Origin of the sequence: Oryzifoliimicrobium ureilyticum (assembly GCF_037199735.1) — a bacterium.
Lineage (GTDB): Bacteria > Pseudomonadota > Alphaproteobacteria > Rhizobiales > Rhizobiaceae > Rhizobium > Rhizobium ureilyticus.
Window position 1 is genome coordinate 85443 of the sequence record NZ_JBBBVQ010000017.1, and the last position, 15256, is coordinate 100698.

Annotated in this window: 13 protein-coding genes; 9 read left to right on the forward strand and 4 right to left on the reverse strand. The window is 56.5% G+C overall.

Translation table 11 applies throughout. The features are described from left to right. Nucleotides 1-47: 47 nt before the first annotated feature. Entirely contained in the window at nucleotides 48-530 is a 483-nt protein-coding gene (locus tag VQ830_RS20950; protein WP_337270093.1) for an Hsp20 family protein, read from the forward strand. A gap of 175 nt (nucleotides 531-705) precedes the next feature. On the opposite strand, the gene VQ830_RS20955 is transcribed toward VQ830_RS20950, so the two are convergent. Further along, entirely contained in the window at nucleotides 706-1446 is a 741-nt protein-coding gene (locus VQ830_RS20955; protein ID WP_337270134.1) for a Crp/Fnr family transcriptional regulator, read from the reverse strand. Nucleotides 1447-1573: 127 nt separating this feature from the next. Between VQ830_RS20955 and VQ830_RS20960 the strand changes: the two genes are divergently transcribed. Further along, the gene (locus VQ830_RS20960) at nucleotides 1574-2311 is read left to right on the forward strand and encodes a response regulator (protein WP_337270094.1); all 738 of its coding nucleotides are present in this window, start codon (nucleotides 1574-1576) and stop codon (nucleotides 2309-2311) included. 38 nt (nucleotides 2312-2349) lie between these two features. Here the strand turns inward: VQ830_RS20960 and cydX are convergent, their stop codons facing one another. The 3 genes from cydX to VQ830_RS20975 all read right to left on the reverse strand — a co-directional run bounded on the left by cydX (nucleotide 2350) and on the right by VQ830_RS20975 (nucleotide 5296). Then, nucleotides 2350-2481 (reverse strand): cytochrome bd-I oxidase subunit CydX, encoded by a 132-nt coding sequence (cydX, locus tag VQ830_RS20965; protein ID WP_337270095.1) that lies wholly within the window; start codon nucleotides 2479-2481, stop codon nucleotides 2350-2352. Nucleotides 2482-2557: 76 nt separating this feature from the next. Continuing rightward, the gene (gene cydB / locus VQ830_RS20970) at nucleotides 2558-3712 is read right to left on the reverse strand and encodes a cytochrome d ubiquinol oxidase subunit II (protein WP_337270096.1); all 1155 of its coding nucleotides are present in this window, start codon (nucleotides 3710-3712) and stop codon (nucleotides 2558-2560) included. A gap of 21 nt (nucleotides 3713-3733) precedes the next feature. Then, nucleotides 3734-5296, reverse strand: a complete 1563-nt coding sequence (locus VQ830_RS20975) for a cytochrome ubiquinol oxidase subunit I (RefSeq protein WP_337270097.1) — start codon at nucleotides 5294-5296, stop codon at nucleotides 3734-3736. 276 nt (nucleotides 5297-5572) lie between these two features. On the opposite strand from VQ830_RS20975, the gene VQ830_RS20980 reads away from it, so the two are divergent. From VQ830_RS20980 to rhbD, 7 genes are all read left to right on the forward strand, one after another. After that, complete coding sequence (locus VQ830_RS20980) at nucleotides 5573-6985, forward strand: ATP-binding cassette domain-containing protein (RefSeq protein ID WP_337270098.1); 1413 nt, start codon at nucleotides 5573-5575, stop codon at nucleotides 6983-6985. Further along, nucleotides 6982-8619 (forward strand): ATP-binding cassette domain-containing protein, encoded by a 1638-nt coding sequence (locus VQ830_RS20985; RefSeq protein WP_337270099.1) that lies wholly within the window; start codon nucleotides 6982-6984, stop codon nucleotides 8617-8619. The genes VQ830_RS20980 and VQ830_RS20985 overlap by 4 nt, the downstream gene beginning before the upstream one ends. Nucleotides 8620-8799: 180 nt before the next feature. Then, on the forward strand, nucleotides 8800-10056 hold the full coding sequence (locus tag VQ830_RS20990) for a RhtX/FptX family siderophore transporter (RefSeq protein WP_337270100.1): 1257 nt from the start codon (nucleotides 8800-8802) through the stop codon (nucleotides 10054-10056). A gap of 41 nt (nucleotides 10057-10097) precedes the next feature. Then, nucleotides 10098-11453: a diaminobutyrate--2-oxoglutarate transaminase gene (gene rhbA / locus VQ830_RS20995; protein ID WP_337270101.1), complete on the forward strand. Its 1356-nt coding sequence runs from the start codon at nucleotides 10098-10100 to the stop codon at nucleotides 11451-11453. After that, nucleotides 11450-12931: an L-2,4-diaminobutyrate decarboxylase gene (rhbB, locus tag VQ830_RS21000; protein ID WP_337270102.1), complete on the forward strand. Its 1482-nt coding sequence runs from the start codon at nucleotides 11450-11452 to the stop codon at nucleotides 12929-12931. Before rhbA ends, rhbB begins: the two co-directional genes overlap by 4 nt. After that, nucleotides 12921-14675, forward strand: a complete 1755-nt coding sequence (locus VQ830_RS21005; RefSeq protein WP_337270103.1) for an IucA/IucC family protein — start codon at nucleotides 12921-12923, stop codon at nucleotides 14673-14675. Before rhbB ends, VQ830_RS21005 begins: the two co-directional genes overlap by 11 nt. Further along, entirely contained in the window at nucleotides 14668-15255 is a 588-nt protein-coding gene (rhbD, locus tag VQ830_RS21010; RefSeq protein WP_337270104.1) for a rhizobactin siderophore biosynthesis protein RhbD, read from the forward strand. The genes VQ830_RS21005 and rhbD overlap by 8 nt, the downstream gene beginning before the upstream one ends. The last annotated feature ends 1 nt before the right edge of the window (nucleotide 15256 follow it).

Consider the following 15256-nt stretch of genomic DNA (forward strand, 5'->3'; position numbering starts at 1 on the left):
CGCTCTTGGCGTCTTCCTTTCCATGTTGCTTAACTGAGGATATGGCTATGAGGACAAATTTTGATTTCACCCCGCTGTTCCGCTCCAGCATCGGCTTTGACCGCATGTTGAGTGCCTTGGAATCGGCAAGCCGCATCGATACGATCGATAACTGGCCACCCTACGATATCGTCAAGGATGGCGATGATCGCTATCGAATCTCGATGGCTGTTGCTGGGTTTTCCGCAAATCAACTGAGCTTGACTCAGGAGCAGAACCTGCTCGTGGTACAGGGTGAACGCCCTCAGGATGAAGGCGGCCAATATCTGCATCGCGGCATATCGGGCCGTTCCTTCCAGCGCCGCTTCGAGCTTGCCGACCATGTCAAAGTTGTCGGCGCGAACCTCGTTGATGGGTTGCTGACGATTGATCTGAAGCGCGAAATTCCCGAGGAAATGAAGCCGCGTCGGATCGAAATCAACAAGCATCAGGCTCTTGCGGATCGCCAGACAGAACCGCTGAAGATTTCGAGCGAAAAGACCGCTGCTTGAACGACAGCGTGAGGTGAAAATCTTTCAGGATTGTCGTGACGCCTGATGGACAATCACCATGGCGGCGCGTCAATGCATCCCTCGGAAGATACAGCGCGCTCGTCAAAAGCGGCCCACCCTGGCGTGGGCCGCACAAGATTAGCGGTGAATATCCGCAAAACGCCGTGCTGTGTCTTCAATGACGGCACTTTGCGGAGCTTGTTGAGAAACCGATCTCGTCAATCTCATCACCATCGCCGGCATGGGCTTTAAGAGCGGGTTCTTGAAGAACGCTCATGCCGTGACGTCCGCGGCAAGCGATGATTTTCTTGAGTGAAAGCTTTGTGATGGTTCGCGATACCGTTTCGATCGTAAGGCCGAGATAATCAGCGATATCCAGCCTGCTCATGGGCAATTGGATCAGATTGCCAGCGGCTTCCTTTCGGGAGGCCTTGAGCTCCTGAAGAAGAAAGCTGCAGAGGCGTTGTTCGGCCGTCTTGCAAGATAAAAGCACCATCTGATTTTGTGCAGCGGCCAGCTCATCGCGCAGATGCGCGACCATTTCCGTATGAAGATGCGACGAAAGCGCAAGCTCCTCATCAAAGTCGCGGCGAGGCATGCGGCGGAATACGACTTCGCCGATGGCTTCGGCGCTGTAGACGTAATGCCTTTTGAAAGAGATCCCCACAATATCGCCGGTGCGCAGAAAACCGCTAATGACGCGACGGCCATCGGGCAGCATGCGACAAATTCTTAACGTGCCACGCAGGACCGTAAAAACATGTTTTGCAGGATCGCCTTGAAAAAAGACGATCTGACCGGATGCGGCATATTCGACCGACTGGCGTTGGAAAAGGGACGCCAATGTTGATGTTTCGGCTGCGAGTTTGGCTTCCTGTATAGATTTGGCAGCAGAACGAAGATCGATTGCGAGCATATTCACGGTCCTTCATATGTCCTATGGACGCAATTGACGAGACCGACGTGACGTGGGAATGCTGCGCACGTCAAAGATGGTGCGCGTTTGTGACAGATTGTAACAGCCTGCACGTCGGGGATGAGAATTGGGATCAAACGGACCAAATCAAGCAACGCATATCCTCGTGGTGGACGATGATGCGCGCATCCAGCAGATGCTCTTTCGCTATCTTGAGGGCGAAGGCTGTCGCGTCACATGCGCTGACGACGGGAAGGATATGCACGCCAAGCTGTCGCGGCAGAGATTCGACATGATTCTGCTCGATCTGGTGCTGCCGGGCCAGGATGGCCTTGATATCCTGCGCGAGTTAAGGTCGACATCAGACATTCCTGTCATCATGCTCACCGGCCGCGACGATGTCGTCGATCGGGTCGTTGGCCTTGAATTTGGAGCCGATGACTACATCGCAAAGCCTTTTCACTTGCGCGAGGTCTATGCTCGGATCAAGACCATCCTGCGTCGTCGACCCTCCGGACCTTCAGCCTCGTCAAGCGCACCGGAAGTTGTGACCTTCGATGGATGGCGGCTGGACAAAGCCCGTCGCCAACTGGTGAACGGCGAGGGTATCGAGATCGAGCTGACGACCGGCGAGTTCGACATGCTTGATGTCTTTGTGGCGCATGCTGGCCGCGTTCTATCTCGAGACCTTCTGATGGATCTCACCCGTAATCGCACGCTCGAAGCTTTTGACAGAACGATTGATTCACAAATCGTGCGCCTGCGGAAAAAGATCGAGGCGAACCCCAGCAAGCCGCAGCTCATCAAATCGGTGCGCGGTGTCGGCTACGTCTTCACCGCCAAGCCGGAGCCAGTTTTCGCCTAGCCGGGGATTGCGCCTCGGACCAAAGGTGCTGGCGTAAATTATGGCGTCGGCAAAGTTGGCGGGCGAACCTCCTCTTGCTGCCGCATCGTGCGCAATTCGTACCAGAGGGCGTTGAGTATGCCGGCGGCCGCAGCAAGGCCAAGTCCCAATATCCAAGAAAAATACCACATCGATTTTCATCCTTTCCCATCTACTGACCCGACAGAAAGCATCGGGCAGCCATCATCGCTTTGTGCTTCGCTTCGATTAATAGGCAGAGTGCCCCGCCTTGCTGATGTCCTCTTCACCGACTTTCCCCCAAAGCACACGGTAAACCCAGGCCGTATAAGCAAGGATCATCGGCAGAAAGATCACGGTGGCAACCAGCATGTTGCGTAGCGTCGCGCGGCTCGACGATGCGTCAAAGATCATGAGCGAGTGTCCTGGATTGCTGCTGGAAGGCAGGAGAACTGGAAACATCGAAAGGCCGACCGTACCGATGATGCAGGCGACTGACAGCTGGGAGACGATGAAGGTCAGCCCCTCCTTCCTCATGCGGAACCCGACTGATACGAAAAGAGGCAGGATGACGCCAAGGGCGGGCACGATCCACAGCACCGGATAATGGTGGAAATTTTGCATCCAAGCACCGGCATTTGCGCTCACCATTTTGCCCACTGGGTTAGACGGGCCGTCCCAGACAATGTCGCTCGTAACTTCATAGCCGCCAAGAAAGCCCATCTTGACCAGCACACCGCCAAGAGCAAAGAGCAAAGCAGCAAGAACCGAGATCTTCTGACCGACAAGGGCCGCCCGGTCCGCAACGACACCATCGGCCTTAAAAGCAAGCCATGCAGCTCCGTGCATTAAAAGCATTGTGAGGGACACAAGGCCGCAGAAGAGCGCTGCAGGATTGAGGAGCCCGAAAAGATTGCCCTCATAAATGGGGCGTAGATCGTTCGTGAAGTGGAAGGGTACACCAAGCAGTGCATTCCCAACAGCAACGCCAAAGATAAGGGCGGGTATCGCGCCGCCCACGAAAAGCGCAAGGTCCCAATTCGAACGCCAGCGCGCACTTTCCCGCTTGGAGCGATACTTAAAGCCGACTGGCCTTAGGATAAGCGCAAAGAGAACAAGGAACATGGCGAGGTAAAAGCCCGAAAAGCTCAGCGCGTAGAGCGCCGGCCAAGCCGCAAAAATAGCGCCGCCGCCAAGGATGAACCATACCTGGTTGCCTTCCCAGACAGGACCTACTGTGTTGATCGCGACCCGCCGCTCCATGTCGGTCTTAGCGACGAATGGCAACAACGCGCCGACGCCCATGTCAAAACCGTCCATGACAGCAAAGCCAATGAGAAGGACACCGAGCAGCACCCACCAGATCAACCTCAGCGTCGCATAGTCAAAAAGAAAATCGATCATTTCATTCATCCCTCTTCGGAATTATTCGGCAGGAACGAGGCTGATGCTCATGCCTTCAGGCTCTTGATGAAGGCCTGACGGACCATGGCTGATCGCCTGAAGCATGAGTTTAACTTCAACGACGGCGAGCGCTCCGTAGACAAGCGTGAAGCCCAGGATCGTAATCAACAGATCCGTCACGCCGAGCGAAGATGTCGCCAGGAATGTCGGCAGAACGCCCTCGATGATCCAGGGCTGCCGGCCGAACTCGGCAACGAACCATCCGAACTCTACGCCAAGCCAGGGAAGCGGCATCGCCAAAAGCGCAATTTGAAAAAGCCAGCGTGGTGCCTGCCGCTCCCTTGTCGTGAACCACAGCGCGACGAGGAAAACCGCAAGCAGCAAGAAACCGCAGAGAACCATCAGACGAAAAGTGAAGAAGATCGCAGGCACCGTCGGAACGGTAGACCAGGCAGCCTCTTTGATTTGCGCCTCCGTCGCTCGACGCGGATCTTCGATGTAGCGCTTCAACAGCAGCGCATAGCCAAGGTCGCTTTGCGCAGTATTGAACCGAATCCGTGCCTCCGCATTGTTGCGGTCCGCCTTAATCGCTTCCAGCGCATCGTAAGCAATGAGACCATTGCGGATGCGGCCTTCCGCCTTTTTGACGAGATCGAAGACACCAGGGATCTGCTGTTCAAACGAGCGCGTACCAATCAGTCCCATGACCCAAGGGATCTGGATCGAATATTTGGTTGTCTTGCTCTCCATGTCGGGAAGGCCGATGGCCGTGAACGAGGCTGGGGCTGGCTCGGTTTCCCACATGGCTTCCATGGCAGCGAGCTTCATTTTCTGGTTGTCGGTGATTTCATATCCGCTTTCATCTCCAAGCACGATCACGGACAAGGAGGACGCAACACCAAAAGCCGCGGCGATGACGAAAGACCGCTTGGCAAGTTCGACATGCCGTCCGCGGAGAAGATAGAAAGCTGAAATACCAAGAACGAAGGCTGCCCCGCAGACATAGCCTGCCGAAACGGTATGGACGAACTTCGCTTGGGCGACCGGATTGAAAATTACCGCCGCAAAGTTCGTTACTTCCATACGCATCGTATCGGGGTTGAAGGAGGAGCCGACCGGATTCTGCATCCATCCGTTGGCAATCAGGATCCACAAGGCTGAGAAATTGGTGCCGAGCGCCGTCAACCATGTCACGACAAGGTGGGCACGGGGCGACAACTTTTCCCAACCGAAGAAGAAGAGGCCGACAAAGGTCGCCTCGAGGAAAAACGCCATCAGCCCCTCAATGGCGAGCGGCGCACCGAAAACGTCCCCGACATAATGGGAATAATAAGCCCAGTTCATCCCGAACTGGAACTCCATGGTGATCCCGGTGGCAACGCCAAGCGCGAAGTTGATGCCGAACAGCAAGCCCCAAAATTTCGTCATTTCGCGCCAGATGACGCGTCCCGTCATGACATAAACGGTTTCCATCATGGCGATCATGATGGAAAGGCCGAGCGTGAGCGGCACAAAGAGAAAATGATACATAGCCGTCAGCGCAAATTGGAGACGCGACAGTTCAACAAGTAATGGATCGACCATGACTGGCTCCTTTCAATGAAGCCTGTGTAGGAGCAACACCCGGTCGGGTCCTTGATCCAGGTCAAATGCTGTTCGTCGCGAACATGGCATAGGATCACCATGACCAGATCAGATCGCAAAATTCCGAATCCGAGACCATCAAGTTGCATGCTCGCCTTTGCCCAAGACGCCGCAGTCCCGCTCTTGCGGTCTTTAACGGCGCTTCACACAGCCCGGCACTTAGCGCGGCTCGGCCTTGCGGCCTCGCTTTCAGTAGTCACTGGCTGCATGATCGAAATGTCGAAGCTATCGCCTGGCGGCATAGCAGCCTGCGCCGCGAGCCTTCTGCTACTTCTTGTCATCGGCTTCTTCGCAGAGCGGCGTCAGGCCGAAGCAGAAATGATCGTCGCCGAGAAAATCTGGAAAAATACGTTCGAGCAGCTTGAGCGACTCCCGCTTGGCGCTCTCCAGGCCATCCCCTCAGGAGCGTTGATTACAGCACTGCAACGTCATCCGCGCGCTATTGCAGCGCTTGCGGTGGGCAATAAGCTTGCATCGATCATGCTTTTTGTCGGCCCGCTGGCCGCCGCGGTCGTCATCGCCCCATTCTCATGGCAAGCTGCTCTCTTGCTGTGTCTGGCAAGTCCGGTCCTGATTGCGTTTTTTATTTTGTTCGGCAGCGTCATTCATGCCAGAGCGTCTCAGCAGGAAAAGGCATTGGGCCGGTTAGCTGCGCAGTTCGAGGACCGCGTCCGGACCTTACCGACCATTGTCGCTTCCCACGGGCTGAAGCGGCAAAGCGAAAGCCTTGACGCGCGCATGGGAGCCTATGCCAACAGCACTGTTGCCGTTCTCAAGATAGCGTTCTTGAATGCCGGCGTGATCGACTTCTTCGCCTCTCTCTCCATTGCAGTGCTGGCGGTGTTCCTCGGCCTTGGGCATTTGAAACTGATCGCTCTTCCCGGTTTTTCTGATATCGCACTATGGCAGAGTCTGATGATCCTGATGCTGGCACCGGAATTCTTTGCGCCTTTTCGCCGCTATGCGGAACAGTATCACACCAAGGCAGAGGGACATGCCGCAGCGCAAACCCTCGATAAGCTGCTTTTCGAGACCGATGCGCAAAGGCCATCGGTTTCATCCATGTCCATTTCGAGCATGACCCTGAAACTACCGCCGAAGGGCCTCGTTGCCATCGTTGGCCGCAGTGGCATCGGCAAATCGACCTTGCTTCGCCATTTGTGCGGTCTTGAAGGTGGGAATGAGACGTACCCACAGTCCGTCGATTGGCTATCGACAGACACTTATATTTCTGCGGGCACGCTGGCATCAGCTATCGGTTGGAATCGCGGGAAAGTGTGTCCCACACGGCTCCTGCTGGTTGCCAGCCGCGTTGGCCTCCTCGATGATGCAAGTCTCCCGGAGGGCCTTAACAGCAGGATCGAGGCGGGAGGACTTAATCTCTCCGGCGGACAGAGACTACGGCTTTCCGTTGCCCGAAGCCTGTTATCTGATCGTAACATTTTTGCAGACGAGCCGACTGCAAAACTTGATCCCTGTAATGCCGAACGCGTCAGGCTCGCGCTGGCGGACAGCGCACGAGAGCGTCTGGTTGTGGTTGCCACACACGATCGGCAACTGGCAGCTATGGCTTCACAAGTCATAGATCTTGAACAAAGCGACGTGCCGGTGAAGGAAAACACGCTATGACGGCTTCGACCTCAAAGGAACCTGTTGTGGAGCAAGATAAGCAACCATCTGGCACAGGCGGACTGTGGCGCTTGACCATGCTCTTCACACTCCTTGCCTTTGCATCGACGATCTCTCTGACGGGCACATCGGTGTGGCTGTTGGGAAGCGTCGCGCTCGCCGGCTCAGCCGGCGCAGCCTATAGCTTCAACTTCCATATTCCAGCAGCGCTCATCCGGCTCTTTGCCATCCTGCGCACGACAACAAAGTATGGAGAGCGCGTTTCCGGTCATAAAGCTGCTCTGCTTGATCAAGTTGAGCGCAGAACGAGCTTGTTTGCCGGCATGGCATTTTCGCCTGCTGTCCGACGACTCGGATGGCAGTTAGGCGATCAGGACAAGCTGGCCGACTTCATCGACGATGTTGAAGATTTGGATTATGCGCGGCTGCGCATAAATCTTCCCTTTACGGTCATGATCGTTGGGTTCATCGCGCTTTGCGTCATAACGGCCTTCATCGCACCGGCAGCACTTTTGGCGATTATACCGATCGCCGCTACGGCGCTTTTTTATGCCTTCGCTTTGCTGCCGCACAGTGCGGCGATTTGGCATCTGTCACGCAAGCTCCATCGCAGAGCGGGTCGCGAGCTCGGCGCCTGTCTTGGCTCTATTGCGGCCCTGCGAGCAGAAGGCGTCTGGGGCGCCGTGCTGGGTGATGCGTCCATCGATCTTGTCGCAAGCGAACAGCAGATGCTCAATTTGCGTCGCCAGCTGGCAGTGCTCGATCTCATGACCGGGGCACTAGGCCCTCTTGCCGCCTTCAGCGTTCTGGCATCGGCATGGTTTGACGGACTGCGCGCAGAAAGCCTACTGCCTGCTGCCTTCACTGCCTTTTTATGGATTGCCGCAGGCGAAGCCCTTCAAAGTGGCTCACGCATCCTGCTAGCGCGGATTCGTAAGGAGGCTGCCAGTGAGGAACTTCAAGATTGGCCGGCAGAAGCTCTGGACTATGAAGAGCCGCCGAGCGCTGCCGGCAAGGCAATATCGGAAATAGAAGTCAATGATCTCCCGCTTTGCGCACCGAATGGCCGGCGCCTCGGCAAACGCCTGACCTTCGGCGCGCGGACAGGACGCCCCATCGTCATCACAGGCGCCAGCGGCTGCGGCAAGACATCGCTTCTCAAACAGCTTTCAGGCTGGTTTGAAACAGAGGGGAACGACAGGATCCTAATCGATGGCCAGCCTTTATCTGGCAAGGAACGTCGCGCGCTTGTGCACTTTTCCCTCCATGATGCCGCCATCCTCTCTGACACCGTCCGTGAAAATCTATTCGCACCCTCAGCCAGTGATAGTGAATGTTGGGAAGTGCTCCAAAAGGTGGAACTTGACGAGCGGATCAAAGACGCAGGCGGCCTTGATGCCTGGATCCAACAGGACATGCTCTCGCTCGGTGAGGCACAAAGGCTCAATCTGGCACGCGCATTTTTAGCGAGGCGGCCGATCATCGTCATGGATGAACCTTGCGAACATCTTGATCAAGACCAGGTCGAGAGGATCATCGGCAGGATTATCCAGCATTTTGATCGACAAATCCTGATATTTTCGAGCCATCAGCTGCTTTCGAAAGATCACGCATTGCGCACAATTCGGCTCTAGGACGATATGTCTGCATCCGGCTTACCTATCCCAAGGGGTGCAGCCGAGGGTTCGCAACAGTCCAATTCTGGTTCGCATTTCTCCAAGCCATCGTAATGACATGCGCTTAAACATGATAAAAATACTCTTGTTTAAGACGAGCCCCGTCAGGGGCGTCGCAAATGATGGATTGGCAGCCTCATGATGGATATCCGCAGCACAACGGCCTCACGCGAAGCCAATGGCGGAGCAAAGCTTCTTTCGGTCTTGGGCGCTCTTTATCTTGGACAGGGGATTCCGAATTATCTCCTGCTCGTCGCCCTTCCGCCGATCATGCGCGAAAGCGGGGCATCGCGTACCGCGATCGGCCTCTTTTCACTTTTGATGCTGCCGCTCGTATTGAAATTTGCCGTCGCGCCGCTTGTTGATCGCTGGTCGCTGATACCGAGACTTGGTCACAGGCGCGGCTGGATTGCGCCGACTCAACTGTTGGTGGCGGGCGGCATTGCCTCGCTGGCATTCGTCGAACCGCAGCAGGCAAGCCTACTTTTTACGATCTGCCTTGCCATCACAATCCTGTCTTCGGTTCAGGATATTGCAACGGACGGCTATGCTGTGCGCCACCTGACCGATGCCAACAGGTCCCTCGGCAATGCCGTGCAGGCCGGTGCCGTCGCGCTCGGCGTTATCGTCGGCGGCACGCTGGCGCTTGTTCTATTCCATCATATCGGCTGGCGTCCGACCATCTTGATTGTCGCCTTCTTTGCCTTGCTACCAGTATTGGCGACGCTCTGGATGCAGGAAACGAACAAGGACCAAGAGCCGCAGGACCGGCGTGAGAAGCCCAGTCTGAAGCGCTTTTTCCGCCGGCCGAATGCCTGGATGATCCTGGGATTTGCCCTTACCTATCGCGCCAGCGAAGGTCTCGTGCGTGGCATGGAAGGCGCTTATCTCGTCGACATTAAGGTCCCGACCGACTTGATCGGCTATCTATCGGGCGCAGCGGCGGCGACGGCCGGCCTCCTAGGCGTCGCGCTCGCCGCTCTGACCATCCGCAAGATGGGGTTGATGGCAACGCTCGTCCTTCTCGGTGGGCTGAGAACACTGTGCTTTGTCGCCTTCACAATGAATGCCTTTGGCATATGGCCCGGAGTGGCCGTGGCGATGAGCGCTTCGGCATTCCAGACACTGATCCGCTACATGGAACTGGTCGCCATCTACTCCTTCTTCATGAAATCTGCCTCCAGCGACCAGCCCGGCACTGACTTTACCATTCTGACCTGCGCTGAACTCGTGATCTACCTGATTGGCGCGTCCGTCGCTGGCTATCTGGCTGATCTCGCAGGGTATTCAGCTCTGTTCAGTCTCGCTTCCATCATCTCCCTTGTCGGGGTGGGAATTTCAATTTGGTTTCTGGGCATGATCAAGGCCAGGACGCCTGTGCCCGCAGCCGCCTGACACCGAATACGACAATCCGGTCAACACGTGAGGAGCTTCCCATGGATGCTTTCGTAACGACAAGCAACGACTTCTACCTCAACCGACAGTCGCAATTTGAATCAAATGCACGCAGCTATCCACGCCGTTTTCCGCTGGCGCTCAAATCAGCTTTGGGCAGTCGTTTGATCGATGTCGAAGGCAATAGCTACCTCGATTGCCTTGCCGGCGCAGGAACGCTCGCGCTTGGACATAATCATCCAGAGATCATCGCGACTCTTCAAGATGTACTGCGGTCCGGACTTCCGCTCCATACGCTGGATCTTACGACACCCGTCAAAGACCGCTTTATCGCAGATCTTCTCGACACATTGCCGGCAGGACTGCGTGCTGGTGCAAAAATTCAGTTTTGCTCGCCGAGTGGGACCGATGCCGTAGAAGCGGCCATCAAGCTCGCAAAGACCGCAACAGGCCGAAATGATATCGTCAGCTTCCGCGGCGCCTATCACGGTATGTCGCAGGGCTCCCTCTCGCTGATGGGGTCACTCGGGCCAAAGGAAGCTGTCGGTCAGTTGTTGGGCGGAACGCATTTCTTCCCCTACCCCTATGCCTATCGGTGCCCGTTCGGCCGAGGCGGGGAGGAAACGGCAAAGCTTGCTGCGGACTATTTCGAGCGTGCCTTGACGGATCCTGAAGGCGGCATCAACAAGCCGGCGGCTGTTATTCTTGAGGCTATTCAAGGTGAAGGCGGCGTCATCCCTGCACCAGTGGAATGGCTGCGCACAATCCGGCGCGTTACCAAGGACCTTGGCATTCCCCTGATCATCGACGAGGTACAAAGTGGCATCGGGCGTACCGGAAGATTCTATGCCTTCCAGAAGGCTGGCATCATTCCTGATATCCTGGTTCTGTCAAAGGCGATCGGCGGTGGTCTGCCGCTGGCCGTCATCGTCTATCGCGATGAGCTCGACACCTGGAAACCGGGCGCTCATGCAGGCACGTTCCGCGGCAACCAGATGGCGATGGCCGCAGGTTCCAAAACCTTCGACGTCATTCGCCAATCCGGCTTGGTGGAGCGCGCAGCAGAGGCCGGCGGACGTCTTCGCAGTGAGCTGGAACGGATCGCAGCCTACTCGCCGTTCATCGGTGAGGTTCGTGGCGAAGGATTGATGCTGGGGATTGAAGTCGTCGATCCCTATGGCGCGCCAGATGGTCTCGGACATCCTCCGTTCGGGCCGCAATTTGCTCGTGCCGTGCAGGCGGATGCGTTCCGCAAAGGGCTGATCATCGAAGCAGGTGGGCGTCATGGAAGCGTGCTGCGCCTTCTGCCACCACTGACAATTTCGGACGAAGACCTCGGCCTTGTCGTCGACATCCTGGGCTCAGCCTTCCAGCGCCTGGAGCGCAAGGCAGCATGAGCACTAATTTGGCCATATCGCGGATAGCGGAAGACGCTCATGAGGGGTTTGCGCTTCAAGTCCTTAGCAAGGACAACATTTCCCGGCGCGCGTTTCGCAAAGCCGTTCTGTTGGCCGCCGATCTCGTAGCTGCGACGAGTACCTCCACAAGCCCTTATTCAGGCGCCGATATTCCTGCACTAAGCTATTTTATCGGCGAACTCGATCCAATGCCTGAGATCGGTATCGGGACGGAAGCGGCGTTGGCGGAGATCGGGCCAGCGGCGATCGCCCATAGCCTTGACGTCGGCCATCCGGCCGCGATGGCGCATCTTCATTGCCCCGTCGCCATCCCCGCCCTGGCGGCCGAGGTTCTCATCACTGCCACGAACCAGTCGCTGGATTCATGGGATCAGTCGCCCTTTGCAACCCTTGTCGAAGACCATGTGATCAACTGGCTCGTTGGTCTGGCCGGCCTGCCGTCGCAAGCCAGCGGAAGCTTTACCAGCGGCGGCAGCCAGTCCAACCTGACCGCACTTCATCTGGCAGCAGAAAAAAGCGGCCCCGAGGCCCGGCGCAAAGGCGTTATCTTCACCTCAGAGCATTCGCATTTCAGCATTGCCAAAGGGGCATCCATCATTGGCATGCCGGCGGATGCCGTCGTGAAGGTGGAAACAGATGAAGAAGGACGTATGCGGGTGGAGGCGCTTGCGAAAGCCATAGCCACCGCATTGGACAGTGGCCGCTTGCCGGTCGCTATTGCTGCAACCGCCGGGACAACAGACCTCGGCACCATTGATCCCATCGCTGATATAGCTGATGTTGCAGACCGCTTCGGGATCTGGATGCATGTCGATGCGGCCTATGGAGGCGGACTTCTTTTCTCCAGGCATCGTGACAAATTATCCGGACTTCATCGCGCACAGTCCGTCGCACTCGACTTCCATAAAATGCTCTTCCAACCCATCAGCTGCGGCGCCTTGCTCGTGGCCGACGGTGCAAGCTTTGCGCCGCTTGCCACCAAAGCCGATTACCTGAACCCCGAAGATCCCGTTTTTGCGGATGCACCCAATCTAGTCGAACGCTCCATTCAGACAACGCGACGCAGCGATGCGCTGAAATTGCTTATCACCGCCCGCTCCTTAGGGAGAAATGGTCTTGATCGGCTGATTTCAAGGACGCTGGAGAACGCGAAAGACGCAGCCGAGGCTATTTCAAAGCGCCGTTGTTTTGCGCTTGCCGTGACACCGCAGCTTTCCACCGTCGTCTTTCGGTATCTGTCGCCCGCCGGTCCTGTTCGCGCCGATGGGCTCAGCCTCAAGGCGAGAGCACGCCTATTCCAAAATGGCATAGCTGCAATTGCCACAACGGTCCTTGATGGGCGAGTTCATTTCAAACTGACGATGTTGAACCCGAACTCGACCTTGGAGGTCGTTGCCGGCGTGCTGGACGCGCTGGAAACCATCCTGCACGATCTGGAGACCCATCATGCATTCTGAAACTGCTGCCGTTCTTGCACTTCGTTCGCTTCTTAATTGCGTGGCGCGTGAATATGCGCAGCAAATCCGCTGGACGAAGATATCCTCCGGCGACCTCCTCACCATCGACTTTGCCAGCGGCGGCAAGATGGAGGTTCCCATCCTTTATCGCTCGAAGACAGGCCATCACCTCTTCGGCGCGCCGGTCCGCCTCCATGGGCCGCGCGGTCAAGAGAATCTATCTGCTGCGGACGCCATTGATATCCTGATTGAAGAGTTGGAACCCGCCGCCGAGGCCCGTAGCGGCAAGGACGACATGCTTCGGCGCGCCCATGAAAGCCGGCGGAATATCAGCGCTGCGCTGGAAGGGCGGGCGACGGACCTCGAGGCACTTATCGGCGAAGAAGTTTCTTTCATCGCGGCAGAGCAAGGATTGATAGCAGGTCACGGTATTCACCCTTGCCCCAAGAGCCGCGACGGTATGACGGATGCACAAGCAAGGCGTTACTCGCCGGAATTTTGCGGCGCTTTTCCGCTGCGTTGGTTTGCTGTTGAACGCAGCTACGTCCACAGCGGTCACTCCAGCGGCGCGCCATCCCCCGAAGATTGGCTAGCGGAAAGTTTGGGGTCGGAGCTGGAAAGCGTAAAAGCACGGCTTCCTAAGGGTGATTTTGCGCTCCTGCCAGTGCATCCCTGGCAGGCAGAGGAAATGCTGAAAGATCCGGCCATCGCTGCGCTCGCCCAGGCGGGAAATCTTGTCGACTGCGGCGAAGCTGGGAAACCTTGGCTTGCGACATCATCCGTGCGCACGCTCTATCGTGCTGACGCGCCCTTTATGCTGAAGCTCTCGCTTGGGATCGGAATCACGAATTCTGTGCGCATCAATCTCGCACGAGAACTGCATCGCGGCGACGATATGTACCGCTTCCGCCGTCATCGCATCTGGCAGGAGTTCTCCTCGTCATATCCTGGACTGACATTTATCCCAGACCCTGCCTTCATGGGCGTAAAAATCGATGGCGAGGTCGTTGACGGGCTTTCCGTGTCCTTCCGCGAAAATCCGTTCGTCGGAGCCGACGCCAGTCGCAATGTTACCCTGCTGGCTGCGCTTTGCGAACACCTGCCTGGTAGAGGCAGCAGGGTGGGCGCACTTATTCGCAGCAAAGCTTATCAAGAGGGACGGCTGACCGACGCGGTCGCGCAGGATTGGTTCGCTCGTTTTCTGAAGGTTTTCGTTCGGCCGGTCTTCGGCATCTATTTGCGCTTTGGCATCGCAACGGAGGCACACCAGCAAAATACGCTGGTGGAAATCGAAAACGGGTATCCGCTCGGCGTGTTCTATCGCGACAACCAGGGCTTTTTCCATCATGATCGTGCCCACAAAATGCTGGTCGAGCACTTGCCTGGAATTGGTGATCGCAGCGAGTCCGTGTTTGGCGAAGAGGCCGTTGACGAGCGCCTCCTCTATTACGGCTTCATCAATTCGGTTTTCGGAATGATCGGTGCGATCGGCCGTGAACACCTTATTGCAGAAGAAAAGCTGCTCGACATGCTGCGTGAGGAACTCCTGCGCCTCGAAGCGCTTGAGGGCGCAAACTCTCATCTCGTCCGCAAGATGCTCGCCCCTGTCCTCCAGTGCAAAGCCAACCTTCGCACACGACTTGCCAAAATGGACGAACTGGTGGGGCCGCTTGAAACACAATCTGTGTACCTGGAAATCGGCAATCCCCTTTATCAAAGCGAAAAGGTCCTTGCCAATGCTTGACGTCAGCGGCAGCGCCAGGCTCGCCTATCGGCGGTTCGATGCTGATATTGGAAAAACCATCAGCTTTCGGCTGCTCGACAAAGAGCGCGACCTTGAGCTTCTATGGCGTTGGATGAACCGCCCTCATGTCGTCCCGCAATGGAAGATGGCAAAGCCAATCGAAGAGATTGGCACCTACATCGATACAAACCTGAAGGATCCACATCAGGACCCTTACATCGGCATGATCGATGGTATCCCGATGAGTTATTGGGAGGCCTATTGGGCCAAAGACGACATTTTGGGCCGCTATTATCCAGCGGAGGAAAAGGATCGCGGCTGGCACATGCTGGTCGGCGAGCCGGACTTTTTCGGACGGGGTATTGCCCCTGCCCTTATTCGTGCCTTCACCCGCTATCTTTTCCTCGATGATCTTGGAACCAAGAAGGTGGTAGGCGAGCCGAGCGTTAAAGCACGTCGCTTGCTCCGTTACGCACCTGTGTGCGGCTTCGAAGAGCAAGGTGAAATCGACCTGCCGGACAAGCGCGCCAAGCTGATGTTCTGCTACCGCGACCGCTTTATCGAACAATTCGGACTTTAAT

What these genes read in the sequence shown, in the direction of transcription:
- VQ830_RS20950 (WP_337270093.1), top strand. Translation starts at nt 48, where the DNA reads ATGAGGACAAATTTTGATTTCACCCCGCTGTTCCGCTCCAGCATCGGC.
- VQ830_RS20955 (WP_337270134.1), bottom strand. Translation starts at nt 1,446, where the DNA reads ATGCTCGCAATCGATCTTCGTTCTGCTGCCAAATCTATACAGGAAGCC.
- cydX (WP_337270095.1), bottom strand. Translation starts at nt 2,481, where the DNA reads ATGTGGTATTTTTCTTGGATATTGGGACTTGGCCTTGCTGCGGCCGCC.
- cydB (WP_337270096.1), bottom strand. Translation starts at nt 3,712, where the DNA reads ATGATCGATTTTCTTTTTGACTATGCGACGCTGAGGTTGATCTGGTGG.
- VQ830_RS20975 (WP_337270097.1), bottom strand. Translation starts at nt 5,296, where the DNA reads ATGGTCGATCCATTACTTGTTGAACTGTCGCGTCTCCAATTTGCGCTG.
- VQ830_RS20980 (WP_337270098.1), top strand. Translation starts at nt 5,573, where the DNA reads ATGTCGAAGCTATCGCCTGGCGGCATAGCAGCCTGCGCCGCGAGCCTT.
- VQ830_RS20985 (WP_337270099.1), top strand. Translation starts at nt 6,982, where the DNA reads ATGACGGCTTCGACCTCAAAGGAACCTGTTGTGGAGCAAGATAAGCAA.
- VQ830_RS20990 (WP_337270100.1), top strand. Translation starts at nt 8,800, where the DNA reads ATGATGGATATCCGCAGCACAACGGCCTCACGCGAAGCCAATGGCGGA.
- rhbA (WP_337270101.1), top strand. Translation starts at nt 10,098, where the DNA reads ATGGATGCTTTCGTAACGACAAGCAACGACTTCTACCTCAACCGACAG.
- rhbB (WP_337270102.1), top strand. Translation starts at nt 11,450, where the DNA reads ATGAGCACTAATTTGGCCATATCGCGGATAGCGGAAGACGCTCATGAG.
- VQ830_RS21005 (WP_337270103.1), top strand. Translation starts at nt 12,921, where the DNA reads ATGCATTCTGAAACTGCTGCCGTTCTTGCACTTCGTTCGCTTCTTAAT.
- rhbD (WP_337270104.1), top strand. Translation starts at nt 14,668, where the DNA reads ATGCTTGACGTCAGCGGCAGCGCCAGGCTCGCCTATCGGCGGTTCGAT.